At 69.5% G+C, this 22,151-nt stretch carries 23 protein-coding genes, 1 tRNA gene and 1 riboswitch; of the genes, 10 read left to right on the top strand and 14 right to left on the bottom strand.

What is annotated here, in order from left to right; all coding sequences use genetic code 11:
* Positions 1-235: 235 nt before the first annotated feature.
* Positions 236-985 carry a TonB family protein gene (locus BSZ36_RS04705; RefSeq protein WP_179271023.1) on the bottom strand — a complete coding sequence of 250 codons (750 nt, stop codon included), beginning with the start codon at positions 983-985 and terminating at the stop codon, positions 236-238.
* A 77-nt stretch (positions 986-1,062) separates the two neighbouring features.
* Positions 1,063-1,173: riboswitch (TPP riboswitch) on the top strand.
* An 84-nt stretch (positions 1,174-1,257) separates the two neighbouring features.
* On the opposite strand from BSZ36_RS04705, the gene BSZ36_RS04700 reads away from it, so the two are divergent.
* Positions 1,258-2,163 carry an ABC transporter substrate-binding protein gene (locus BSZ36_RS04700; protein WP_218827559.1) on the top strand — a complete coding sequence of 302 codons (906 nt, stop codon included), beginning with the start codon at positions 1,258-1,260 and terminating at the stop codon, positions 2,161-2,163.
* Between the two features lie 105 nt (positions 2,164-2,268).
* The gene (gene thiC, locus BSZ36_RS04695) at positions 2,269-4,173 is read left to right on the top strand and encodes a phosphomethylpyrimidine synthase ThiC (protein ID WP_094551167.1); all 1,905 of its coding nucleotides are present in this window, start codon (positions 2,269-2,271) and stop codon (positions 4,171-4,173) included.
* A gap of 88 nt (positions 4,174-4,261) precedes the next feature.
* On the opposite strand, the gene BSZ36_RS04690 is transcribed toward thiC, so the two are convergent.
* Together BSZ36_RS04690 and BSZ36_RS04685 are read right to left on the bottom strand one after the other, a co-directional pair.
* Complete coding sequence (locus BSZ36_RS04690) at positions 4,262-4,765, bottom strand: hypothetical protein (protein ID WP_094546494.1); 504 nt, start codon at positions 4,763-4,765, stop codon at positions 4,262-4,264.
* A gap of 140 nt (positions 4,766-4,905) precedes the next feature.
* The gene (locus tag BSZ36_RS04685) at positions 4,906-5,712 is read right to left on the bottom strand and encodes a 2OG-Fe(II) oxygenase (RefSeq protein ID WP_218827558.1); all 807 of its coding nucleotides are present in this window, start codon (positions 5,710-5,712) and stop codon (positions 4,906-4,908) included.
* Between BSZ36_RS04685 and BSZ36_RS04680 the strand changes: the two genes are divergently transcribed.
* Positions 5,704-6,186, top strand: a complete 483-nt coding sequence (locus BSZ36_RS04680; protein WP_094546492.1) for a nuclear transport factor 2 family protein — start codon at positions 5,704-5,706, stop codon at positions 6,184-6,186. The two genes, BSZ36_RS04685 and BSZ36_RS04680, sit on opposite strands and share 9 nt — an antisense overlap.
* A 14-nt stretch (positions 6,187-6,200) precedes the next feature.
* Here BSZ36_RS04680 and BSZ36_RS04675 read toward each other — a convergent pair whose 3' ends face one another.
* Together BSZ36_RS04675 and BSZ36_RS04670 are read right to left on the bottom strand one after the other, a co-directional pair.
* Positions 6,201-6,992: a hypothetical protein gene (locus BSZ36_RS04675; protein ID WP_094546490.1), complete on the bottom strand. Its 792-nt coding sequence runs from the start codon at positions 6,990-6,992 to the stop codon at positions 6,201-6,203.
* Between the two features lie 52 nt (positions 6,993-7,044).
* Complete coding sequence (locus BSZ36_RS04670) at positions 7,045-7,503, bottom strand: DUF2147 domain-containing protein (RefSeq protein ID WP_094546488.1); 459 nt, start codon at positions 7,501-7,503, stop codon at positions 7,045-7,047.
* A gap of 198 nt (positions 7,504-7,701) precedes the next feature.
* On the opposite strand from BSZ36_RS04670, the gene ppgK reads away from it, so the two are divergent.
* Positions 7,702-8,475 (top strand): polyphosphate--glucose phosphotransferase, encoded by a 774-nt coding sequence (ppgK, locus tag BSZ36_RS04665; protein WP_094546486.1) that lies wholly within the window; start codon positions 7,702-7,704, stop codon positions 8,473-8,475.
* A gap of 52 nt (positions 8,476-8,527) precedes the next feature.
* On the opposite strand, the gene BSZ36_RS04660 is transcribed toward ppgK, so the two are convergent.
* From BSZ36_RS04660 to BSZ36_RS04640, 5 genes are all read right to left on the bottom strand, one after another.
* Positions 8,528-8,842 (bottom strand): hypothetical protein, encoded by a 315-nt coding sequence (locus BSZ36_RS04660; protein WP_094546484.1) that lies wholly within the window; start codon positions 8,840-8,842, stop codon positions 8,528-8,530.
* On the bottom strand, positions 8,842-9,150 hold the full coding sequence (locus BSZ36_RS04655) for a hypothetical protein (protein WP_094546482.1): 309 nt from the start codon (positions 9,148-9,150) through the stop codon (positions 8,842-8,844). Before BSZ36_RS04655 ends, BSZ36_RS04660 begins: the two co-directional genes overlap by 1 nt.
* Positions 9,143-10,561, bottom strand: a complete 1,419-nt coding sequence (locus tag BSZ36_RS04650) for a radical SAM protein (protein ID WP_094546480.1) — start codon at positions 10,559-10,561, stop codon at positions 9,143-9,145. Before BSZ36_RS04650 ends, BSZ36_RS04655 begins: the two co-directional genes overlap by 8 nt.
* A gap of 34 nt (positions 10,562-10,595) precedes the next feature.
* Positions 10,596-11,366, bottom strand: coding sequence for a prolipoprotein diacylglyceryl transferase (locus BSZ36_RS04645; protein WP_218827557.1), 771 nt, complete (start codon positions 11,364-11,366; stop codon positions 10,596-10,598).
* Between the two features lie 146 nt (positions 11,367-11,512).
* Positions 11,513-12,673, bottom strand: a complete 1,161-nt coding sequence (locus BSZ36_RS04640) for a lipocalin-like domain-containing protein (RefSeq protein ID WP_094546478.1) — start codon at positions 12,671-12,673, stop codon at positions 11,513-11,515.
* Positions 12,674-12,834: 161 nt separating this feature from the next.
* Between BSZ36_RS04640 and BSZ36_RS04635 the strand changes: the two genes are divergently transcribed.
* The 4 genes from BSZ36_RS04635 to BSZ36_RS04620 all read left to right on the top strand — a co-directional run bounded on the left by BSZ36_RS04635 (position 12,835) and on the right by BSZ36_RS04620 (position 16,257).
* Complete coding sequence (locus tag BSZ36_RS04635; RefSeq protein WP_094546476.1) at positions 12,835-13,077, top strand: BON domain-containing protein; 243 nt, start codon at positions 12,835-12,837, stop codon at positions 13,075-13,077.
* Positions 13,078-13,245: 168 nt separating this feature from the next.
* Positions 13,246-14,409: a helix-turn-helix domain-containing protein gene (locus BSZ36_RS04630; protein ID WP_094546474.1), complete on the top strand. Its 1,164-nt coding sequence runs from the start codon at positions 13,246-13,248 to the stop codon at positions 14,407-14,409.
* Between the two features lie 236 nt (positions 14,410-14,645).
* Positions 14,646-15,566 carry a DUF5694 domain-containing protein gene (locus BSZ36_RS04625; RefSeq protein WP_094546472.1) on the top strand — a complete coding sequence of 307 codons (921 nt, stop codon included), beginning with the start codon at positions 14,646-14,648 and terminating at the stop codon, positions 15,564-15,566.
* A gap of 61 nt (positions 15,567-15,627) precedes the next feature.
* Entirely contained in the window at positions 15,628-16,257 is a 630-nt protein-coding gene (locus BSZ36_RS04620; protein ID WP_094546470.1) for a DUF6624 domain-containing protein, read from the top strand.
* A gap of 34 nt (positions 16,258-16,291) precedes the next feature.
* Here the strand turns inward: BSZ36_RS04620 and BSZ36_RS04615 are convergent, their stop codons facing one another.
* Genes BSZ36_RS04615 through BSZ36_RS04605 form a run of 3 tightly spaced genes read right to left on the bottom strand, consistent with a single transcriptional unit; the run spans position 16,292 to position 20,221 of the window.
* The gene (locus BSZ36_RS04615; protein WP_094546468.1) at positions 16,292-16,843 is read right to left on the bottom strand and encodes a hypothetical protein; all 552 of its coding nucleotides are present in this window, start codon (positions 16,841-16,843) and stop codon (positions 16,292-16,294) included.
* Positions 16,843-19,101, bottom strand: a complete 2,259-nt coding sequence (gene ligA / locus BSZ36_RS04610; protein ID WP_094546466.1) for an NAD-dependent DNA ligase LigA — start codon at positions 19,099-19,101, stop codon at positions 16,843-16,845. The genes BSZ36_RS04615 and ligA overlap by 1 nt, the downstream gene beginning before the upstream one ends.
* Before the next feature lie 4 nt (positions 19,102-19,105).
* The gene (locus BSZ36_RS04605) at positions 19,106-20,221 is read right to left on the bottom strand and encodes a helix-turn-helix domain-containing protein (protein WP_143536753.1); all 1,116 of its coding nucleotides are present in this window, start codon (positions 20,219-20,221) and stop codon (positions 19,106-19,108) included.
* A 145-nt stretch (positions 20,222-20,366) separates the two neighbouring features.
* Between BSZ36_RS04605 and BSZ36_RS04600 the strand changes: the two genes are divergently transcribed.
* Positions 20,367-20,440: transfer RNA gene (locus BSZ36_RS04600), tRNA-Pro, on the top strand.
* Between the two features lie 165 nt (positions 20,441-20,605).
* Here the strand turns inward: BSZ36_RS04600 and BSZ36_RS04595 are convergent.
* Positions 20,606-20,947, bottom strand: coding sequence for a MerR family transcriptional regulator (locus BSZ36_RS04595; protein WP_094546461.1), 342 nt, complete (start codon positions 20,945-20,947; stop codon positions 20,606-20,608).
* A gap of 63 nt (positions 20,948-21,010) precedes the next feature.
* On the opposite strand from BSZ36_RS04595, the gene BSZ36_RS04590 reads away from it, so the two are divergent.
* Positions 21,011-21,928 (top strand): DMT family transporter, encoded by a 918-nt coding sequence (locus BSZ36_RS04590; protein ID WP_179271022.1) that lies wholly within the window; start codon positions 21,011-21,013, stop codon positions 21,926-21,928.
* The last annotated feature ends 223 nt before the right edge of the window (positions 21,929-22,151 follow it).

The raw sequence follows: 22,151 nt of genomic DNA, 5'->3' as shown, positions 1-22,151 counted from the left end.
TCCGCGGCGGCGAGGAGTTTCTCCGGCTCAAGATCCGGCTGGACGCCGTGCGTCACGAGTACCAGAGGCTGCTCGAAGAGCAGGAACGCCGACGCCTGGACGCGATGCGCAGCAACGCCCTCGGCGGCGACTACCACTGAGCCTCTCGCCGGGCTCTACCCTGGGCCCGGCGGCCTCTGGCGCCAGAGGCCGCGCGTAGCGGGCAAGCTGTCGTTCGCGAGACGTCTCGACACCGCTACCGCAGCATGAACTGGATCGGCAGCGTGAACCGGACGCGCACGGGCTCCCCTTTCTGGGTGCCCGGCACGAACGCCGACGCGGCAACCGCCTCGCGGGCTGCCTCCGCGATCGCGCGGTCGGGCGCCCCGAACACCTGCACGCACTCGACCGCGCCGGTCGTGCTCACCACGAAGCGGACGTACGCGATTCCCTGGATGTCGGCGCGCCGGGAGCTTTCGGGATACTTGACGCGCTGCGATAGCCCCGCCAGCCCACCGATCAGCTCTGGAGGCGTCTCCTCGATCTGCTGCGGCGGTGTGGGGGTCGATGGAGGCGCGGGAGGCTCCGCGTCGAGCCAGTCGGCTTCGGACGTGCACCTCTCGCCAGAGGCGTCCGCCAGGAGGAACGGATCGGTCCGGCTCTGCCCCATGTAGGCCGAGGCCGCGAGGTTTCGGAAGGACTCTGGCGATGTCACCACGTACTCGCTCGCTGCCGTGACCTCCGTGATGCCGTCCGGGCGGGAGCGCGCCGTGACCCGGGCTACGTTGTTCTCGCCGGCCACCCCGTCGCGAAGAATGAGCGCGCCCGCATCGCGCTGGGCGACGATGGCCTCCGCTCCGGACGCCCAGGCCGCGACGGAATCCAGCGCGGCCTCTGGCGCGATGCGCGTGAGGTAGGACACCGTGGATCGGCTCGTGGTGACGGGACGGGGCGGCATCGAGCACGCCGCGAGGGAGAGAGCGAGGCCGAAGAGGAGAAAGCGCATCAGGGGCGTAGCGTTGGGCGCGGAAGATCGCGTGGCGCTGCCCCGCTTGTCCATCCCACCGCTGCGAGTACCTTGCGACTGGAAGCCAGGGGTGCCGCCCCGCCGAGATCGGCGGGCACGCGGCTGAGACAGACCCTCCGCACCTGATCCGGTTTGTACCGGCGTAGGGAGTGCTTCAGCGGGCGAGCGCCCGCGCCGCGGCCATGCCAGCGCCTCGCCAGAGGCCTCTGGCGGCGTCACCGGCTTCCAGACCTCACCTTCTGGACAGCCCCATGACCCGCCTCAAGCTCGGCCTCGAGTGGTTTCTCAACCCGGACCACGCCCCCCTCCTCCTCGCCCAGGACCGCGGCTGGTTCGCCGACGAAGGCCTGGAGGTCGAACTGATCGAGCCCGAGGAGCACCTGGACGCGGTCGAGGCCATCGAAAAGGGCGAGATGGACTGCGCGGTGACCGAGCCGCTGCACTTGGTGGAGGACCGCGCGAACGGCGAGATGTGCGTCGGCTTCGCGCGCTTCCTGCACACGAATGGCGGCGTGATGGCGAAGGCGTCCATCGAGCGCCCGCGCGACATGGCCGGCTTGCGCATTCAGTACCCCGGCGCGCCTGGAGGGGGCGGCCCGGCGATCGTCGCCACGATGGTGGAGGCCGACGGCGGCCCGAGCGGGACGGAGGGTGGCTACGGCCGCGTCAACAACTCGTTCTACCACACCGACGCCCTCGCCGAGGACAAGGCCGACGTGGCGACGCTCGTCTTCCACAACTTCGAGATGGTGGAGGCGAAGCAGCGCGGCCTGGACGTGCGGATGTTCGCGCTCAAAGACTGGGGCGTGCCCGACTTCTGCCAGCTCGTCCTCATCACGCACCCCGATAAGCTGGAGGCCGAGCGCGAGACGTTCGCCAAGCTCGTCCGCGTGCTCCGCCGCGGCATCGACGCCATCAAGCAGGAGCCCGAGGCCGCCCGCGAGGTGTACTTCCGCCTTACGGAGTCGGACCCCGAGGACGCCCTCACACGCGCCATCTACGACGCGACCGTCCCGTGCTTCACGCACGACTTCTCGATGAGCGACGACTACTACGGTCATCTGGAAGACTGGATGTCCGCCAGAGGCCTCATCGACGCCACGCCTACCGAGGCCTCTGGCGAGAACGTCTACTGGACCAACAGCCTCGCGCTCTAGCCTCTGGCGCCAGAGGCCGGTGCTGGGTACAGAGTACCGGGTACGGCCTGAACGCCTCCTCAACCGTACCTCGTACCCAGTACCCCGTACCCCAAATCGATGGAAATGCCCACGACCGCTGCTGCCAAGCGCGCCGCTGACAACGCCACCCACGCCCGCATCGAGGAACTCTCCGACGAAGTCCGGCGCCCGCTCCCCCGCTCGCGCAAGGTCTACGTCCAGGGCTCTCGCCCCGACATCCAGGTGCCGATGCGCGTGATCTCGCAGAGCGACACCGCCGCCAGCCACGGCGTCGAGGTCAACCCGGATTTCCCGGTCTACGACTGCTCCGGTCCCTACACCGACCCGGATGCGACCATCGACCTCCGCAAGGGCCTCGCGCCCATCCGCGCGGCATGGATCGCCGACCGGGGCGACACGGAGCCTCTGGCGGGGCTGTCCAGCGAGTTCGGTCGCCAGAGGCAGAGCGACCCAGCGACCGAGCACCTGCGGTTCGAGCACCAGATCGCGCCGCGCCGCGCGAAGGCGGGGCAGAACGTCACCCAGCTTCACTACGCGCGAAAAGGCATCGTGACGCCCGAGATGGAGTTCGTCGCCATCCGCGAGGCGCAGAACCTGGAGGCGCTGAAGGAGACCAACCCGGCGCTGTTCCAGCAGCACGCGGGCAACAGCTTCGGCGCCAGCATCCCGAGCGTCATCACGCCCGAGTGGGTGCGCGACGAGGTCGCCAGAGGCCGCGCCATCATCCCGGCCAACATCAACCACCCGGAGCTGGAGCCGATGGCGATCGGGCGCAACTTCCTGGTCAAGATCAACGCCAACATGGGCAACTCGGCGGTCACGTCGAGCATCGCGGAGGAGGTCGAGAAGCTGACGTGGGCGATCCGCTGGGGCGCGGACACGGTCATGGACCTCTCGACGGGCAAGCACATCCACGAGACGCGCGAGTGGATCCTGCGCAACTCGCCCGTCCCCATCGGGACGGTCCCGATCTACCAAGCGCTCGAAAAAGTCGGCGGCGCGCCAGAGGATCTGACGTGGGACCTCTTCCGCGATACGCTCGTGGAGCAGGCCGAGCAGGGCGTGGACTACTTCACGATCCACGCGGGTGTCCTCTTGCGCTTCGTGCCGCTCACGGCGGGACGCCGGACGGGCATCGTGAGCCGCGGCGGGTCGATCATGGCGAAGTGGTGCCTCGCGCACCACAAGGAAAACTTCCTCTACACGCACTGGGACGAGATCTGCGAGATCTGCGCCGCCTACGACGTGTCGTTCTCCATCGGCGACGGCCTGCGTCCGGGCTCCATCGAGGACGCGAACGACGACGCGCAGTTCGCCGAGCTCTATGTGCAGGGCGAGCTGACCAAGACCGCCTGGAAGCACGACGTGCAGGTCATGAACGAGGGCCCGGGCCACGTGCCGATGCACATGATCCAGGAGAACATGCAGAAGCAGCTCGACTGGTGCGGCGAGGCGCCGTTCTACACCCTCGGCCCGCTCACGACCGACATCGCGCCGGGCTACGACCACATCACGAGCGGCATCGGTGCCGCCATGATCGGCTGGTTCGGCTGCGCGATGCTGTGCTACGTGACGCCCAAGGAGCACCTCGGCCTGCCCAACCGCGACGACGTGCGCGAGGGCGTCATCACGTACAAGATCGCGGCCCACGCGGCGGACCTCGCGAAGGGGCACCCCGGCGCCCAGGCACGCGATAACGCGCTCTCCAAGGCCCGCTTCGAGTTCCGCTGGGAGGACCAGTTCAACCTCGGCCTGGACCCCGAAAAGGCCTGCGCCTACCACGATGAGACGCTGCCCAAGGAATCGTCCAAAGTGGCCCACTTCTGCTCGATGTGCGGCCCCAAGTTCTGCTCCATGAAGATCACCCAGGACGTGCGCGACTACGCCGAAGAGCACGGCGTGGACGTGGAGGCGGCCATCCCCGAGGGGATGCGCGAGAAGTCGGCCGAGTTCGAGGCCTCTGGCGGGAAGATCTACCTCGACGCCTGACGCCAGAGGCCTCTGGCGCGGAATCCAGCCTCTGGCGGCGTGCTGTCGCCAGAGGCGCAGAGCTTCCCCGCGGAGGCCCGCTGCGCGATCAGCCCAGGAGAAACGCGTGCGTCATGTCGCCCTCGACAAGGATCTTCTCCATCACCTCCGTCCCGTCCTCCCACACGGGCAGCGCCATCAGGCACTCAGCCGAGATCTCGACCTCAACCGTCGCGCCCGGCGCCAGCGGCGCCTCGATATAGTCGTACGCCCACTCGCGCATCGTCGACCAGTCCTCGCCCTCGTTTTCGCCGCACGCGACCAAGTGGAGCGCCGTGATGGCCATGCCGGTATCGTTGGCGAATGTGATCGTGGCCCCGCCCGAGGCGGCTGCGTCTGAGTCTGGCGGCGATGCGACCTCCGGCGTCGGGGGCGTGGCGTCGGTCAATGCCAGTTCTTCCGTCGGCGCTTCGGCCTCTGGCATAGCGGCAACGTCTGTCGTAGCGGCCAGCTCTGGCGCAGCAGCGGCCTCTGGCGTGACTGGATCGGGCGCCTCGTCCGATGCGCAGGCACCGAGCGACAACAAAGCGAGTGCGAGGAAAAGCCGAGACATGGACGTACGTGCAGGTGAGCGCTGAACCTAGACATCTGTCCGCCAGAGGCAGGTAGACGCGAGGACCATTTCTGCCGCTTGCGCCAGAGTTGCGCGTGCGTTCAGCGCCGTCACTTGCGTCCGTTGGTCCCGCCAGAGGCTCAGGTGCGGCCCGAGAACCAGCCCGTCACGCTCGACCGCTCGCGCGTGGACGTGAGAACCTCGTGCTCAAACCGCTCGCTGAGGAACGTCACGAGCGTGCCTGCCTCGGGACGGACATCCATAAACGGCTCTTGTCGGTCGCCGTCGAGGTAGAGCCGGAGGTGGCCGCCGTCGGCATCGGTCCAGTCCGGGTTGAGGTAGAGCACGCACGAGAGCGTGCGCCGCGCGCCGGGACCGTGGAGCGCGTCGAGGTGCCGGGCGTAGAACGCTCCCACAGGGTAGCTCGCGAAGTGCGCGTCGTACGACAGCAGTCCGAGGTAAAGCGACTGGTTGAGGTACGCGCGCAGTCCGTCCATCGCGGCGAGGTAGGCAGCCTGGCCCGGGCCGGAATGCGCGTCGCCCAGCCAGCACACGCTGTCGCTGCGGGTGCCGGAGCGGACGCCGTGCGCTCCCGCTCGGCCCACGCCTGCGGGGTGAAACCGGTCTCGCGCGGAGACGGACTCCGCGAGGAGCGTGCTCGCCTGCGCCGGTGTGAGAAAGGCAGGCGAGACGGCCCAGCCGTGGTCGGCGAGGCCATCGGCGATGCGGTCGTGCGCGTCGCCAGAGGGAGTGTTCAGCGTGTAGAGGCCAGAGAGAGAAACGGCCCCCGCTCTGAGCCTCTGGCGAGACGCTTCGTTCCCTCGCGCGCGACGTTCACGCAGGCCTTTGTGCGCGCTGCCCGTCCAGCCCCTCTTTCGCGCACCGGGGCCGCTGGCGCCAGAGGCGCCCGTACGTTGCGCACCCGTTCCATCGCTTTCATGGCTCACCCCCACGCCGATCTCCTCGTCCGGTTCTACGACGCCTTCGCTCGCCGCGACGCCGACACCATGGCCGCGTGCTACCACCCGGATGTCCACTTCCGAGACCCCGCGTTCGACCTGCGGGGTGGCCGCGCGAAAGCGATGTGGCGCATGCTCTGCGCCGGAGGACGGGATCTAGAGGTCGTCTCCTCCGGCATCCGCGCCTACGACGAAACGGGCGTCGCCCACTGGCGGGCCGACTACACCTTTTCCCAGACCGGTCGGCACGTCCGCAACGAGGTCGATGCCGCGTTCGACTTCCAGGACGGACTCATCCGCTCCCACCGCGACACCTTCGACTTCTGGACGTGGAGCCGGCAGGCGCTCGGCGCGCCCGGCTACCTCCTGGGGTGGACGCCCTGGCTCCGCCATAAGGTCTCGGCAGAGGCCACGCGCGCGCTTGACGCGTACATCGAGAAGCACCCCGAGTCCGTTCGATAGCCTCTGGCGCCCGCCTACTCTGGGACGGCGTCTCGAATGGCCGCCTCCACCTGCGACTTCGCGACGCGGTTGTCCGACGCCACCGCCGACGGGACCTCTACAGACTGGTGGCCCCACGACGCCGCGATGGTCGACGTGCCGCCTCCGATTCGCTTTACCTCGGGCGTGCCCCACTCGATCCGCCAGAGGCCGAGGCCATCGAGCGTGGAGGCGAGCGCCTGGACCTCTGGCGCCGTCAGCGCAAACGCCCGACGGGTGACGTCGTCCTCCCCGTAGCCCCGTCGGTGGGTCCACGTGCCGGAGCCATCTGGCTCGATCACGATGGTCGTAGAGGTACGGTGTTGAGGAGGCACGCTCCCGTTGTTCCACGAGTACCGCAGCGAGAACGGGGGCATGTCCTGACCCGACTGCGCGGTCTGGATCAGAGCCGAAACGCGTTCGGTCTGGCTCACGACCCGCTCTGCGATCAGCACCTGAACCCGCCGCCGCACCTCGGACTCGTGCTCGATCGCGAACGCGAGTTCGTCGGCCGTCAGCACGCCCCAGACCACACCTTGGAGGAGCTGCTTCAGCCGCGAGTCCTGCTTCAGCATCGCCGCGAGCCGTTCGCGCTGATCCTCTGGCGCGAAGTCCGCGAAGCCCGTCACGCGCTTGGCTACACTCGTGGCCACGAGCGCGAGGATCGTGTCGTTCTGCAGCTTGAGAATGGGCCTCAGCGTGGCGTGGAAAAAGCCGTGCACGCCAGAGGCCGGCTCGGTCTGGATCTCGGGGCGGAGCGCGAGAAGCGCGGGGTCGCGGTTGGTCATGCGCGGCCTACGCCAGAGGCGGCGCGGGGCTCCGACCTCTGGCGCCAGCAGCTTATCGCGCGCGGCGCCAGACCTGGGTGCGCCCGAGCGCCCGGATGCCGATAAACCCGCGAACGCGCAGGCGGTCGCGCCCTTCGAGCTGCATCGTTGCGCGGTACGACTTGTCGTTCTCCGGGTCGACGATGCGCCCACCTGCGAACTCGTCGCCCTGCCATTCCATGTCGCGGATCAGGCGGATGCGGCGGAGATCCATGCCGTTGTACTGCCCCTTACAATCCTCGCACGTGAAGTTGGGCGTGGGGTACTCCTCGGTCGGGAGCACGCGCACGATCCGGCCTTCCACTTTTCCGTCGACCTCCGAAATCCGAACGACGGCCTGCGCTTCTCCGGTCTCGTCACTCACGATGGTCCAGTCCCCCAGGTAGCCACGCGCGGCCGCAGGGAGGGATTGCGCGGCCACGCCAGAGGCGAGGGCCAGAAACAAAAGCAGGAAGGCAGAAAAGCGGGGCATAGACAGCACGGAGGAGATGGCGGGTGCGGCTAAACGCTGCGGCCGCGCCGTTTGGTTCGCTCGGCGTTCAGATCCCACGATCGCCACGCGACCGCACCGTACGCAGGCCTCTGGCGCGGCCCGGCGCGCGCGCGGTCGGTGCGGAGTGGACGGCGCGCGCCGCCGTCGCGATCTTGCCGGCCCGTCTCCGCTCCTCCCATGCCTGTCACTCCTTCTAAAAACCGCATTTTCGGCATCGACATCGGAGGCTCTGGCATCAAAGGCGCCCCCGTGGATGTCAAAAAAGGCGTGCTGCTCGCCGAACGGCACCGCATCCCGACGCCGCAGCCCGCCACGCCAGAGGCCGTCGCGCAGACCGTCGCAGAGGTCATGGCAGCGCACGAGTGGAGCGGCCCCCTGGGGTGTACCATCCCGGCCCGCGTCCGAAACGGAGTGACGGAGACGGCCATGAACATCGACAAGGCGTGGATCGGCTGCAAAGCGGAAAAGCTGCTCTCCAAGGTCACCGGCCACCCCGTCACGATCCTGAACGACGCCGACGCGGCGGGCATCGCGGAGATGCGCTGCGGCGCCGGGCGCAAGCAGAAAGGCAAAGTGCTCATGCTCACCTTCGGGACGGGCATCGGCAGCGCGCTGTTCATGGACGGCGTCCTGATCCCCAACGTGGAGCTGGGCAGCGCGAGGTGGCAGAAAAAATCCATCCTAGAAGACTTCGCGTCCGACCGCGCCCGCTCCAAGAATCACCTCACGTGGGAGCGCTGGGGGAAAAAGCGCGTCCAGCCCGTTCTGGAGCACCTGGAGTTCCTCTTCTCCCCCGACCTCATCATCATCGGCGGCGGGGTGAGCAAGCCGGAGAAGTGGTCGCTTTTCGCGGACTTGCTCAAGACCAAGGCGCGACTCCGCCCGGCGGCGCTCGGCAACGAGGCGGGCATCGTCGGGGCCGCAATGGCCGCCCGCGACCGGGTGAGCTAGCCTCTGGCGCCAGAGGCCGGGGTGTCCAGAGTGCGCCTGTAGCAAGAGGGCGTCAGTTCATGGACCCGAGTCCCCCTCCGGACATGAACACGCCGAAGCACGCGCCAGGCCCCACGATGACGCCCGCGATCATCCCAAGCAAGATCGCGAGGCCTCTGGCGGAATCGCCGCGCAGGAACCCCACGACCATCCAGATCAGCGCGACCGCGTAGGCTGCGCACCAAGCCATCAGCGCGCCCCCGATCAGAAGGTCATGACCGATGCCCGTGAAAAAGACGGCCAAGCCCGTGAGGAACGGGCCGGCGCAGGCCGCGAGGGTGATCCAGAACGCGCGAGCGTCGAACGAGGGGCGACGTGGGGTTTCCATCAGGAGAAGGTGTCGAGCATCAGAAGGCAACTGCCCGGCCCCACGATGACTGCCGCGAGCATTCCGAGCACCAACGCGCCGCTTCTGGCCGAGTCTCCAACGATGAACGCGTAGATCGTCCAGACGAGCGAGAGGGCGTAGACGAGTCCCCAGAGCATTAGCAGCACGCCGGCGGACTGATCCCCTCGGCCCACTAGGCTCGCCACGCTCCACGCCAGAGGCGGAAGGGAGCAGGCGACGAGCGTGATCCAGAACGTGCGCGCATCGACGGATGCCGTGGGCGCCTCTGGCGCGGGAGAGTCAGACATGAGCGCCTTCGGCTCGGAGGGTTTCCAGATGGGCCCGCTGCGCCTCTGTCCGGTAGAAGAGGTTCATCGTCTCGAACGGGATCAGGCGCCCGTCCGGGTGGAGGATATGCACGCAGGACTTCTTGACCGAGCGCACGTCGAAATCGTAGGCGTCCATAAAGCGCATGATGATGACGCGGAAGACGTTTCGGTAGTCCAGGTCCGGGCAGTCCAGGCCGGGCAGGCAGCAGAGGAGGTGCTGCACGGACTCGGTCGCGCCTTCGGGGCTGTGGCTCGTGCTAAACGTCTCGATGGCGCCCGCGACCATCGCCGGATCGGTCTCGAACGTGATCGTGTTGCGCGAGCCGTCGAGCAGTTGCGCGGGGCTGAGGTAGCGCGTGAGCGGGTGGACCTCGCCGCCGAGCTTGAGCGCGTAGCCCATCACGAGCGCGTCCGGGTTGCACGGGACCGGCACGAGGTCCTCTGGCGTGAAGAGGTCCGTCTGGTCCAGGATGGACTGCCGGACCTCGGTGAGGGTAATGCGGTCCGTCGCGGGGTCGACGTTGTCGTGGCGGCCCGCGATCTGGGTCGGCTGGAGCGTGACGCCGCGGATACACGGCTGCCGGACGGCGTACTCGATGATCTCGCCGATCTCGTCGTCGTTGAGACCCTTCTGGAGCGTGACGACAAGCGTGGTGGACAGCCCCAAGTCGTTCAGCCGGTCGATTGCCTGCCGCCGGATGCGCGTCAGGTCCGCGCCGCGCAGTTCCTTAAGCGCCAGAGGCCGGAAGGAATCGAACTGGAGGTACACCTCAAAACGCGGCGCGTAGGTCGCGAGGCGCTCGGCGAAGGCGGCGTCCTGCGCGATGCGGATGCCGTTGGTGTTGAGCATCAGGTGCCCGATGGGCCTCTGGCGGCAGGCGTCGAGGATGTCCCAGAAGTGCGGGTGGATGGTCGGCTCGCCGCCCGAGATCTGGAGCACGTCGGGCTCGCCCTCGGCCTCGACGAGCGCGTCGAGCATGAACTCGATCTCCTCCATCGTGCGGTGCCGCCCGTAGGTGGGGCTGGAGCCGGCGTAGCAGGTCGGGCAGGTGAGGTTGCAGCGGTCCGTCACCTCCAGGATGGAGAGGCACGAGTGCTGCTCGTGGTCCGAGCACAGCCCGCAGTCGTACGGGCAGCCGTACTCGACTGGAGTGCTGAACCGGCGCGGCATCTCGCTCGGCTTTACGTAGTCGCGGATGCGGCGGTAGTACTCGGCGTCGCTCGCGATGAGCACCTTTTCCTGATTGCCGCCGCACGCCTGGCAGCGCTTGAGCATGTACACCGCGCCGTCCTGCAGCACCACCTTCGCTTCGACGCGGCGCAGGCACCGCGGGCAGAGGCTCAGCGTGAAGTCGTAGTAGGTGTAAGGCCTCTCGCGGTGGTGGGACATCCGGGGGTGTGCGGTGGGGAAACCTCTGGCGGGGTCAGCGGGCGCCAGAGGCGACAGCAGATCCGGGCACGAAGCGGCGCCCGGCGAACAGGCGAAGGTAGTGGAGCAACCCGGCCACGCACGCCCACTGGATCGCCGAGAGGCCCATCGCCAGAGGCGCGACGGGCTTGACGAACTCGGCGCCGAGGCGCCACGCGAGGTAGCCGCTCAGGAAGAGCGCGAAGAGGACCCCGGGCGCCAGAGGCCTCTGGCGACGCTGCACGCCGAGAAGCGCTGCGCCGAGCGCGAGGAGGACGAGGATCTCGTAGAGCGCCGTCGGGTGGCGCGGAATCCCGTCCCCCTGGTCCATTCCCCAGGGCAGGTCCGTCGGGACGCCGGCCGTGCCGTCGTCGACGCCAGCGAGAAAGCAGCCGACCCGCCCGACCGCGATCGCGGCGACGAGCGGGAACACGAACGCGTCGCCCGAGCGGCGCCTCTCCCCCATCGCGCGCTTGGCGATCTCCACGCCGACGAGCCCGCCGAGCAGGCCGCCGACGATGGTCTTGGTCCCGAAGACGAGCAGCGCGACCTGCACGCCGCTGGCGCCGTCGAACAGCCCCGGGTGCTCCAGCGCCGCGAGCGCTCGCGAGCCGATCAGCGCGCCCAGCCCGGCGCCGACGAGGATGCGCCAGCGCGTCGGCTCGGGGATGCCGTTCGCCAGAGGCCGGCTCCGCCCCTGCCGCCGGTACACCCACCCGCCGGCGACGAACGCGGCGATCTCGAAAAGGCCGTGGAGCGGCAGCGGGATAGGGTCGGCGGGCGGCACGGCGCGAGGATACCGCCTCTGGCGCCGCAGCCCTCTCCGACGCCATCAGCGCGCCATCAGCGGCCAGGGCGGCCTCTGGCGGTTGATGACTCTGGCGGTCGAGTGCGTTGGTGGGCGGGCGGCGGGTGGACGCGCGCCGACCCGGTTCAGGCCCCCGGCGCCTTGCTGGCCGCGTCGGCGTAGCCGGTCATCTCCAGGTACCCCACGCCAGAGGCCGAGCCGCTCACGTCCACGGCGCCTTCCCAGTAGCGCACCGAAACCGGGAGCTCCTGGTCTTGGATGGCCGCCTCCACCGTGATGTCGATGCCCTCGGCCGGAACGCGGACGCGCCACCGCGTGGGATAGGAGCCGCCGCGCGGACTTTCCCACGTCGCCAGAGGCTCCAGCGTGTACGCGGTAGAGGGCAGGTGCTGCTTCTCGCCGCTGGCGCTGATGAGCGAGCCCTTTGAAAGCGGGTCTTTGCCTCCGTCGGACTGGCGGAGTTGGTAGATCATCAGGTCGCGCCCGTCGTCGAGGTGGAGCGCGAACCAGTCCCAGCCGACCTGCCCCTCGCCCAGTGCCGACGTGCTCCACTCGCGGTCTAGCCATGTGAGGCCTTCGACGGGCACGGTCTCGCCAGAGACAAGCGTAACGGTCCCGGACGTGGTCATGCGGGTTTGGGCGTAGTAGTAGCTCGCGTTCCCGGCGCCCGGCCCCTTCTGGCTCAGGCCCTTTTCCCCCTGGAGGACGAGCGGCTTGGCCGGGACGGCCGTGAGATCGTACCCCGCACCGTCGTCCGTCTGGGCGACGATCCGCATGGGCAGCGCGCCGCCCTCAACGAGCGCGCCCGCCTGCCTCAGCTCGATGTTCTTGAGCCACACGCGCAGGCCGTCGGCGCCAGAGGCGGCCCCCGCGAGGCCCGCCGCGCCTCTGGAGAAGGTCTCGCCCGAGGAGAACGTGCCCGCGCTGACGTCGCTGAAGCCGACGTGCGCCATGTAGAGGTCGTCCGCGGCCCAATCGGACGGCCTCTGGCGCGAGGTGTCGGCCGAGAGCGCGGAGCGGAAGATGGTGAACTGGAGGCCGAAGCGGCGGTCGGTCCCGTCGGTCGCGCGGAGGTTGCCGGTCACGTACCACCACTCGGTTTTGAACCCGGCGTGCGGGCCGTGATCGGCGGGAAACGTGAACGCGCGCGGCTCGTCGGCGCGGGCGTAGCCGGTGGTGTCGCCGCTCATGGCCTCAGCGACGGCGAGCGAGGCGGTCACGTCGCCAGAGGCGCCGCCGCACGCCGCGAGGGGCAAGAGCAAGAGGAGGGCGAGAGGTCGGATCACGAGGCATAACGGGGGGCGTTCTCGCTCAACGCCAGAGGCGTAGCGGTGTGCCGGGCGCGGCCGTTTTCGCAGACGCCGCACCCGGCTCGCGGCCCCGCACCAATCATCCGCGCCCCTATGTGCGCGCGCTATATCCTGACGTTCTCCGAGCCCATACCCCGATGGCTTTTCCTCCTCCCTCTAGTCGCAAGTTCTCCGGCACGGACCGGCTCGCTCGCCGCGTGCGCGAGATGCTCTCGTGGCGCACCGGGTTCGACGCCTCCGGCATTCAGGTCCGCGTCGTCGGCGACGTGGTCACGCTTTCTGGAACGGTCGCGTCCGTCGCAGACGCGCACGAGGCCGCGCGCCTCGCCCGATCCGTGATTGGTGTCGGCACGGTCCGGGACGCGTTGACGATCCGCTGACTCCCCCTGTGAACGACGGCCGGCTGTGGTGGGACGACCGCCGTTCACCGCGCCGCTGCCTTCCGGGGCGGCGGCGCGTTTTGCATCGGGCCGGCCGCCTCCCCGGCAGCGGTCTCCCCTCCCCGCCAGAGGCTGCGTAGCCTAGGGGCCGAACCCAGGCCTCTGGCGATGACGCTCGACCTCACCCTTTTCGAATGGCTCGGCACGTTGGTGACCGGCGGGGCCATTTCGCTGGCCCTCGGCGCGGCTGGGCTTCTCCTCTGGCGGCGGCAGGGCAGCCGCGCGGCGAACCTCGCGCTCGGCGGTCTGCTCATCGTGGCAGCACTCGCGGTGCTGTACGTGATGCTGATCGGCGTGCAGCCGCCGGGGCAGAACCTCAGCATCGTGTTCGCGCCTCTGGCGTACACGCTCGCTATTGGGCCGCTGCTGTACGCCTACGTCCACGCGCGTCTGGGCCGGGGCATCCTCCACTGGGTCCACGCGGTGCTGCCGCTGGCGCAAGCGGCCGTGGTCCTCACGATCGGTCTCGCGCCTCTGGCGGTCAAAGGCTGGTGGATGGGCAACGTGTTCTCGCCCTGGTGGGCGACGGCTCAGGTCGCGCTGACCGTTTTGAGCCTTTCGGGGTACGTGGTGGCCTCGTGGCGGGAGGTACGCGCCGCGGCCACGCCAGAGGCGAGTGGCTGGCGGCTCCGCCGCGACCGGTGGCTGCGGCGCCTCCTGGGTGGCGTGACGCTCGCACTCGTCGTCCTGATCGCCATCGACGGCGTGGACGCGCTCTCGGGGACGTTCGGGGTGGGCCGGGCGGCGTGGATTAGCGCAGTGGAACGGCTGGCCTACGCGCTGACGCTTTACGCCGCCGCCTTTGCTGGCGTCGTGCAGGCCGACGTGCGGTTTGAGTCCGCTCCTCTGGCGCCGCCGCCTGCCCTCGCGCAGAACGCGGCGCCTCTTGCGGAGCCGGCTCGCGAGCCGTCGTTGGTGCCGGACGTGGCGGCGAGCCACCGCGACGCCCTCCTGCGGCTGGTCGAAACCGAGCGCCCGCACCTGGACCCGGACCTCTCGCTGGGCTCGCTCGCGACACAGATCGGCGTGACGGACAAGACGCTCTCGGCGTTGTTCAACGAGACGATGGACACGACCTACACCGCCTACGTCAACGGCCTCCGCGTGGAGGAGGCACGCCAGAGGCTGGCAGACCCGGAGCAGGCGCACTACTCCGTGCTCGCCATCGGGCTCGACGCTGGCTTCGCCTCGAAGTCCACCTTCAACCGCGTGTTCAAGGAGACGACCGGGCACACGCCCTCGGCATACCGGGCAGCGGCGGCGAGCGAGTAGCCAATTAGGCGGAGCCAGCGGCGGAGCCAATCTCCTCTGCCACTGCCTACTGGCCACTGACTACTGCCACCTCCCCTGCCCTTCTCGCTACGTCCCAAACCGCGCCTGGGACCTCTAGGGCACGTCCCAATCCTTCCTTGGGACGCCAGAGGCCGGTTTCGAGCGGTTCTTGGCACCGTCGCCACCGAGACCATCCCGGGCCTCTGGCGGCACGACACGCCATCAACCCTCCTGTCATGCGCACCCTTCTCCGCCTTCTCGCCCTCGCCTTTCTCGCCCTCGCCGTCCGCGGCTTCGCGGCCAATGCGCAGACCGCACCCGGGGCGCCAGAGGCCAACCCCTTCGCCGAGGCCACGCCCAACCCGGGCGTCTGGCCCGCCTGCGCCGCCGGGCAGATCGAGGTCATGCTGCTGGGCACGGTCCACATGGCGAACAACAACCTGGACGCGCAGAACACCGACGTGCCCGACGTGCGGACGCCCGAGATCCAGGCCGAGCTCGACGCGCTCGTCGCCCGCCTCGCACCGTACGCGCCGAGCAAGGTCATGATCGAATGGAACTGGGGCGCGGAGCAGGCCCGCGCCGACTCCGCCTACGCCGCCTACCTGGCCTCTGGCGGGCAGACCGAGAGTCGCGAGGAGACGGATCAAGTCGCCTTCCGCCTCGCGCGGAGCCTGGGGCATGACGCCGTCTATCCCATCGATTTCGCCAGAGGCAACAATTGGGGCGAGATCCGGAACTACGCGGCCTCTGGCGGCACCATCACGCACACGATGAACTACGCCGATCTCGTCCCCGAACGGCTCAAAGTGGACGAGGACCAGATCGTACGCGAGCTCACCATGATCGAGTACCACGCGTTTCTGAATGACGACGCCGTCTTGCGCAACAACCACTTCGGAATGTTCGCCGGCGCGCTCGGTGCCGGCTCCGATGAGGCCTACCCCGGCCCGGACCTCATCGCGGGCTGGTACGGCCGCAACCTCAACATGGTGCATCACATCCTGAGAACGGTGGAGCCGGGAGACGAGCGCGTGTTCGTCCTCGTCGGCGCCGGGCACGTGCGCGCGATGCGGCACTTCCTGGACGAGGCGCCCCACTTCTGCCCCGTCAGCCCGCTGCCGTACCTGCAAGACGACGTCGCCTCCGCGCAGTAACCCCTTCCCCTTTCCGCCTCTGGCGCGGCCCCCCTGCGCCAGAGGCCGGCTCCCCCTTCCGATGCTCCGTCTCTCGACCGTCCTCCTCCTCGCCCTCGTCGCCAGCGGCTGCGCCCGCACGCCCGCTTTCGAGGCGCCCACACCCGAAGCCGCAGCCACGCGCGCCGCGCTTCTCGACCTCCGCGAGCGCGACCAAGAACCGCGCAATCGCTACGTCGCCCTGCTCAAGCGCTACGACTACGCGCCACCCGAAGACCTTCGCGAACCGCTGGCGCGCGAGATCCTGCACGGTGACTCGCTCAACCAGATCGCGCTGGACGCGCTTGTGGACGCCAGAGGCTGGCCGCTCATGAGCGAGGTCGGCTGGCGCGGGGCGAGCGCGGCGTACCTCGTGGTGCAGCACGCGCCGCTGGCGTTCCAACTTCGCTACCTGCCGAAGATCGAGGCGGCGGTGGAGGCGGGCGAGTCCGAGCCCGAGTGGCTGGCCGAACTGACCGACCGCGTGCTCGTGCGGCAGGATTTGCCGCAGCGCTACGGCTCGCAGATCCACACCGCCGAGACCGGCGCGCGCACGTTCTACCCCATCGAGGACATCGAGAACGTGGACGCCCGCCGCGCCGCGGTCGGGCTGGGGCCTCTGGCGGACTACGCGCGCTCGATGGATGTCGCGATGCCCGGCGAGGCGCGCTAAGGTCACACGGCGCCCACGGCGCGGCGCCAGAGCCCTAGCGAGCGCGCCCGGTGCGGACCGGCAGGATGGGCGGCTCAATCTGTCCGAGCGCACGGCGGAGCGCCTCTGGGCCGCCGGTCACGACCAAGTCGTAGAACGGCGCGGCCTCTGGCGCCGGGTCTAGGCCGATGCGGACCGACGCGGGCGAGCCGCCCACGAGGTAGGCTGCCGCGAGCGTGAACGTGCCCGTGAGGTCCAGCGCGACATCGGGCCGCTGCGTCCACAAGCCGTCCGCGACGACTCGGCGTGGCAGACCGCGCCAGTCCAACTCTTTGTCGGTGATGTGCAGGACCGAGCCCGCGAACCGGTCGGGCGCGCCCACGTCTCGGCCCAGCGTGACCGGCACGATGCGGCCGGGTGCCAGATCGAGCGACGTCAGAAAGGCCCACGCGTCCCGCTGCGAGCGGTCCGACGCGTCCTCAGCCTCAGGCAGGATCGCAAACAAGCGGCGCGCTTCGGGGGCCGCCTCTGGCGTGTGTACGCGCCGCGCCGCGACGGCCTGATGGGCCGCCTTGAGCGCGCGAGACCGTCGGAGCGCGTCCAGCATTAGAACAGCGAGCCCTGCCCCTCGCCAGAGGACGGCGGCATCGGTGTCTCGGCGTTCGCTAGAGGCTCCGCCTCTGCATCTGCGGTGGCCTCTGGCGTCGTCGTCGCGGTTTCCGGCTCGCTCTCTTCGGGAAGATCCAGAGGCAGGTCACCCGCGAGAAGGGCGAGAAGGGAGGGCTCGTCCAGTACGCGAACGCCGAGCTCTTGCGCCTTGTCCAGCTTGGACCCCGCGGCTTCGCCTGCGAGCAGGAAATCGGTCTTCTTGCTCACGCTGCCGGTCACCTTGCCGCCGGCCGCCACGATCCGCGCCTTGGCATCGGCGCGCGACATGGAGGGCAGCGTGCCGGTGATGACGAACGTGCGGCCGTCGAGCAGCGCCGAGCCTTCGGCCGGCGCCTCCTCGGGGAGCCGCGTGGTGTTGACGCCGAGCGCGGCGAGGTCCGCGACCGTCTGCCGGTTGTCCTCGTGCGCGAACCACTCCACGACGCTCTGCGCCGTTTCGGGCCCGATGCCGAAAACGGCCTCCAACGCCTCTGGCGTCGCTGCCGCGAGCGCGTCCATGTCCTCCACGGCGCCGACCAGTGTTTCGGCGACCGTCTGCCCCACGAACCGGATGCCGAGCCCGAAGAGGAGCCGCGCCAGAGGCCGGGATTTGCTGGCTTCGAGGCCCGCCAAGAGCCGGTCGGCTTTCTTCTCCTGGAAGCCCTCCAGGGCGATCAGTTCGTCGCGCCTCTGGTCCAGGCGGTAGAGGTCCGGGAGCGACTGCACAAGCCCGGTTTCCACCAGGAAGTGCGCGCTCTTTTTACCCATCCCGTCGATGTCCATCGCGCCTCTGGCGACGAAGTGCTCCACGAGCCGCTGCAACTGAGCGGGGCAGGTAGCGCTTACGCAGCGCCACTCGGCGTCGTCCTCCAGGCGCTCCAATTCGCTGCCGCACGAGGGGCAGACCGTCGGCATGACGTGGGGCTTCTCCTCCCCCGTTCGGGCCTCCGCCAGAGGCTTGACGACTTGAGGGATCACGTCGCCGGCGCGCTTGACGACCACGAGATCGCCGATGCGGATGTCGCGCTCGGCGATGTAGTCCTCGTTGTGAAGCGTCGCGCGGCCCACGGTCACGCCGCCTACGCCGACCGGCTCCAGGATCGCCAGGGGCTTGATCGCGCCCGTGCGGCCCACGTTGTGCTCGATGTCCAGCAGCCGCGTCGTGGCCTCTCGCGCCGGGAATTTGTAGGCGATAGCCCAGCGCGGCGCGTTGCTCACGAAGCCGAGCGCGGCCTGGAAGTCCAGCCGGTCCACCTTCACCACGACGCCGTCGATCTCGTAGTCCAGGCTGTCGCGCTGGTCCGCCCACGCTTCGCAGAATGCGGCGACCTCGGCGATGGGGTCGTCGCCGCCAAACGTCGCGCGCGTGTCCGGGACGGGCAGGCCGAGGCCCTGCACCCACTCCATCGTCTCGGTCTGCGTCGCCGCCAGAGGCGCGCTTGTCGGCCCGACGCCGTAGGCCCAGAACGAAAGCCGGCGCTGCGCCGTGATGGCGCTATCCAGCTGCCGCAGGCTGCCCGCGGCACCGTTCCGCGGGTTCGCGATCGGCTTCTCGCCTCTGGCGACCAAGTCCGCGTTGAGCTCCTCGAAGGTGCTCCGCTTCATGTACGCCTCGCCGCGGATCTCGACGGCCTCTGGCGGCTCCCCGGCCAACGCCAGAGGGACCTGCCGGATCGTGCGCACGTTGCGCGTCACGTCCTCACCCACGGTCCCGTCCCCGCGCGTGGCGGCGCGGACAAGCCGACCGTTCTCGTACGTCAGCGCGAGCGCGAGCCCGTCGATTTTGAGCTCGGCGACAAGCGCGGGCCGCACGCCCTCGTCGGTCACGTCGGCGAGGCTCTTGAGGATGCGCTCGTACCACTCGCGGAGTTCGTCGGCGTTGAACGCGTTGCCGAGGCTGAGCAGCGCGACGGGGTGCCGCACCTTTTCAAACGCCTCCAGCGGCGTGCCCCCCACGCGGTGCGTTGGGCTGTCGCCAGAGGCCAGCTCCGGGTGCGCGGCTTCGAGTTCTTGCAGCGCTCGGAACAGCCGGTCGTACTGCGTGTCGCCGACGGGGCTTTCGCCCTCGGTGTAGTACGCCCGGCCGAGGCCGCGGATCACCTCGCGGAGTTCGTCCACGAGCGCCTCTGGCGCGGGAGCCGCGTCGCCAGAGGCCTCCGAGGAGGCCCCGGCGTCGATCCGTGCGAGGAGGTCGAGGGCGCGCGATGCCAGCGCCATACGTCTACTGGGTCTCGGCGGGAGCGGGCGCAGGAGCAGAGGTCGGCGCGCCCGCAGCGGCGAGGGAATCGAGAAGCGCCTGGCCGCTCTGGAGCGTGATCCGCACGGGCGAGCCCGTGGCGGGGCGCCAGCGGAAGCCCTGGAGGATCAGCGTCGTCTCGTTGAAGTCGTACGCGGTGTCCGACGCGTTTCCCTCGCCCCAGAGGATGAGCGTGGAGTCGGCGGTAAACGTCTGGCTGGTACCGCTGTCGATCCAGTTGGGGGCGCGCTCCTGGTCGTCCTGGGTGACGCGGAACCACTGGAGGCCGCCGTCGGTGGCCTCGGCGGTAACGGTGATGGGCACCTGAAGGCGCGGACCCGTCGGGCCTGCGGCGACCGTGGAGTCTGGCTGCGCGGCTTCGGTCGCCTCGCCAGAGGCCACAACGGCTTCGTCGGAGTCGTTATCGGTGCGGAAGACGAGGAAGTAGACGGCGGCCGCGCAGACGGCCAGGAGCACGAACGCGAGCAGTCCAAGCGTGCCCCAGTTCTTGTCGAACGAACGCCGGGCCGAGGGCACGATGGGCTTCTGAACGCGCTGCGCGCCCGGCGAGGTGGTGACCTTCGCCTTGTCCGTGGGAACGGCCGTCCCGCCCGTCCGCAGGGCCGCAACGGCAGGCGCGGGGTCGCGAGGGGCCGGCGGCTCGCTCCGCGCGGGCTCGGCGCGAGGCGTCTCGGCGCGAGGCGTCTCGGCGCGAGGCGCCTCCGTGCGCGTGGGGTTCGGCGCGGGGGCTACGCCAGAGGCCTCTGGCGCGTCGGCGTCCGGGCGCGCGGGCGGCGGCGGGGCCTTGGGTGGCGTGTAGTCCTCGCGGAGGTGGCCGGCGTAGCGGCCGGTACGCGCGGCCTCGAACGCGTCGACGGCCTGGGCTTGGGGCACGCCGAGCGCTTTGGCGTAGCTCTTGACGAACGCCTTGAGGTAGACGTTGCTAAAGGACTCGTCGGCGAGGAGCGCGCCGGACTCGAAGCGGCGCAGCACGTCGACCGGGATGCGCGTTTCGTGGTGGAGGTCTTCGAGCGACAGGCCTTTGGCGTCTCGGAGGTCGCGGAAGTCGGCCTCGAAGGTGGGGGACGCGGAACTGGACACGGTGGGTCTGGAGAGGGGCGCCCCAAAGGTACGGCGATGGAGGCCGGTGCATGGGCATCTGGCGAAGACGGCCCGAGCGGTTGCGGCCCTCGCCAGAGGCGGGCTAGTTTCTCAGCGCTGTCAGGGACTCGGTCCCGGCGGCTTTCGGGTAGTGGCGCAGCCAGGTAGCGCACCAAGCTGGGGGCTTGGGGGTCGTCGGTTCAAATCCGGCCTACCCGACTTTGGGGGGATTGGGAACGCGCGCGGCGGCGCGCTCGGGGTTTGGGCGTGCGTGCATACTCCAGTCTCGTATCCGACCATTTGGGGCGCCTCTGACGAGTTCAGAGCGTGGCGCGGTCGCGAGTCCGCCTCTGGCGCCAGAGGCTGTATCACCGTTCGCGCTAACTACGCATCGCCCTCGGGGAGCGAGTCGCGCAGGTCGACGAGGAAATCGCGGAGTTCCTGGAGGTCTCGTCGGGCCGCGGCAGGCGTGCCGCCGCCGCGCTCCTCGCGCTCCAGCACCTGGCGGGCGCCCTCGATGGTGTACTTGTCGCGCTTGGTGAGATCGCGGATGCGCACCACCAGGTCGAGGTCGCGCTGGGTGTAGTTCCGGTTGCCCGCGCGGTTCTTCTTGGGCTTGAGCATGTCGAACTGCGACTCCCAGTAGCGAAGCACGTGCGGTTCGAGGCCGGTTTCCTCCGCGACCTCGCGGATGGAGTAGTAGAGCTTGCGGATGCCTGACGTCATGGGAACGGGCGGGAGTGAACCGGCGCGGATGCGGCGCGTTTGCGCGGCCCCTTCCCGAACCACGTGTCCGACTCCCCCGCTGTCTCGCGCTCTCCCGGCTGGTTGGCCGAGGCGGGGCTGCTGTTCGTGGTGCTCGTTTGGGGCCTGAACTTCGCCGTGATCAAAGTACCACTGGAGGTGATGGGGCCCTTCACGGTGAACCTCTTTCGGTTTGCCGTCGCGCTCGTCACGCTCGGCGTGCTACACGCGTGGGACGCGCGCAAGAGGCACGAGCCGTTCTGGCAGGCGCTCCGCACGGCGCCTCTAGCGGTAGTCGGCCTGGGGCTCCTGGCGCACGTGGTGTACCAGACGGGCTTCATCCTCGGCATCGACCGGCTGACGGCGGGGATGGGCGCGCTTCTCATGTCCACGGCGCCCCTGTGGACGGCGCTCGTCGCGCACGCCTCTGGCGTGGACCGCCTGCGCGGGGCGGGGTGGGTCGGCGTGGGGCTCGGGCTGTTGGGAGCGGCGTTTGTCGTCCTCGGGCGCGATCAGGACGGCGAGATCGCCGGGACCGGCCTGGGCATCGTGCTCCTCCTGGCGGGAGCGTTCGCCTGGGGCTTGTCGACGGTTCTGTCCAAGCCGGTTCTCGCCAGAGGCATCTCCCCTATCGGCCTCGCGTTTTTCGGGCTCCTGGCGGCGTTCCCCGTCTTGACCGCGATGGGCGCCTCTGGCGTGGCGACGGCGGACTGGCCGCGCATCGGATGGGAGGTGTGGGCGGCGCTCGTGTTCTCGGGTGGGCTCTCCATCGGGGCGGCGTACGCGATCTGGAACCTGGCGGTCCGGCAGATCGGGCCGAGCAGGACGGCGCTGTTCTCCAACCTCGTGCCGTTTGCGGGCGTAGGCGCGGGCGCGTTGCTCCTGGGCGAGAGCATCGTGCCGCTCCAGGTGGCGGGCGGCGTGTTGGTGATCGCGGGGCTGGTCGTCGTGCGGAGGTCCTAAGGGGTGTGGCCAGTGGGGAGTGGCCTCTGGCGCCAGAGGCGGTGGACGTGCGCGCGCCAGAGGTGGTGTCGCTAGGTGTTCCCTTCCTGCACTTCTGAGTGCTTGCGGGCCTCTGGCGGTCGTCACTCTGGATTCCCGCGTTCGCGGGGATGACGTTGGTGGAGGGGTTTAGGCTCGCGCGTGACGGCTGTGCTCCGTGGGGCGGCGGGCGGTCCGCGCTCTC

Origin of the sequence: Rubricoccus marinus, assembly GCF_002257665.1 — a bacterium.
GTDB classification, from domain to species: Bacteria; Bacteroidota; Rhodothermia; order Rhodothermales; family Rubricoccaceae; genus Rubricoccus; species Rubricoccus marinus.
This window is presented reverse-complemented; position numbering and strand designations above follow the sequence as displayed.

Excerpts from the sequence above, each read along its gene's own strand:
- ligA (WP_094546466.1), bottom strand. The coding sequence starts at position 19,101 with ATGGCGCTGGCATCGCGCGCCCTCGACCTCCTCGCACGGATCGACGCC.
- ppgK (WP_094546486.1), top strand. The coding sequence starts at position 7,702 with ATGCCTGTCACTCCTTCTAAAAACCGCATTTTCGGCATCGACATCGGA.
- thiC (WP_094551167.1), top strand. The coding sequence starts at position 2,269 with ATGCCCACGACCGCTGCTGCCAAGCGCGCCGCTGACAACGCCACCCAC.
- BSZ36_RS04595 (WP_094546461.1), bottom strand. The coding sequence starts at position 20,947 with ATGACGTCAGGCATCCGCAAGCTCTACTACTCCATCCGCGAGGTCGCG.
- BSZ36_RS04660 (WP_094546484.1), bottom strand. The coding sequence starts at position 8,842 with ATGGAAACCCCACGTCGCCCCTCGTTCGACGCTCGCGCGTTCTGGATC.
- BSZ36_RS04675 (WP_094546490.1), bottom strand. The coding sequence starts at position 6,992 with ATGACCAACCGCGACCCCGCGCTTCTCGCGCTCCGCCCCGAGATCCAG.
- BSZ36_RS04705 (WP_179271023.1), bottom strand. The coding sequence starts at position 985 with ATGCGCTTTCTCCTCTTCGGCCTCGCTCTCTCCCTCGCGGCGTGCTCG.
- BSZ36_RS04620 (WP_094546470.1), top strand. The coding sequence starts at position 15,628 with ATGCTCCGTCTCTCGACCGTCCTCCTCCTCGCCCTCGTCGCCAGCGGC.
- BSZ36_RS04630 (WP_094546474.1), top strand. The coding sequence starts at position 13,246 with ATGACGCTCGACCTCACCCTTTTCGAATGGCTCGGCACGTTGGTGACC.
- BSZ36_RS04670 (WP_094546488.1), bottom strand. The coding sequence starts at position 7,503 with ATGCCCCGCTTTTCTGCCTTCCTGCTTTTGTTTCTGGCCCTCGCCTCT.
- BSZ36_RS04700 (WP_218827559.1), top strand. The coding sequence starts at position 1,258 with ATGACCCGCCTCAAGCTCGGCCTCGAGTGGTTTCTCAACCCGGACCAC.
- BSZ36_RS04625 (WP_094546472.1), top strand. The coding sequence starts at position 14,646 with ATGCGCACCCTTCTCCGCCTTCTCGCCCTCGCCTTTCTCGCCCTCGCC.
- BSZ36_RS04615 (WP_094546468.1), bottom strand. The coding sequence starts at position 16,843 with ATGCTGGACGCGCTCCGACGGTCTCGCGCGCTCAAGGCGGCCCATCAG.
- BSZ36_RS04690 (WP_094546494.1), bottom strand. The coding sequence starts at position 4,765 with ATGTCTCGGCTTTTCCTCGCACTCGCTTTGTTGTCGCTCGGTGCCTGC.
- BSZ36_RS04680 (WP_094546492.1), top strand. The coding sequence starts at position 5,704 with ATGGCTCACCCCCACGCCGATCTCCTCGTCCGGTTCTACGACGCCTTC.
- BSZ36_RS04655 (WP_094546482.1), bottom strand. The coding sequence starts at position 9,150 with ATGTCTGACTCTCCCGCGCCAGAGGCGCCCACGGCATCCGTCGATGCG.
- BSZ36_RS04635 (WP_094546476.1), top strand. The coding sequence starts at position 12,835 with ATGGCTTTTCCTCCTCCCTCTAGTCGCAAGTTCTCCGGCACGGACCGG.
- BSZ36_RS04650 (WP_094546480.1), bottom strand. The coding sequence starts at position 10,561 with ATGTCCCACCACCGCGAGAGGCCTTACACCTACTACGACTTCACGCTG.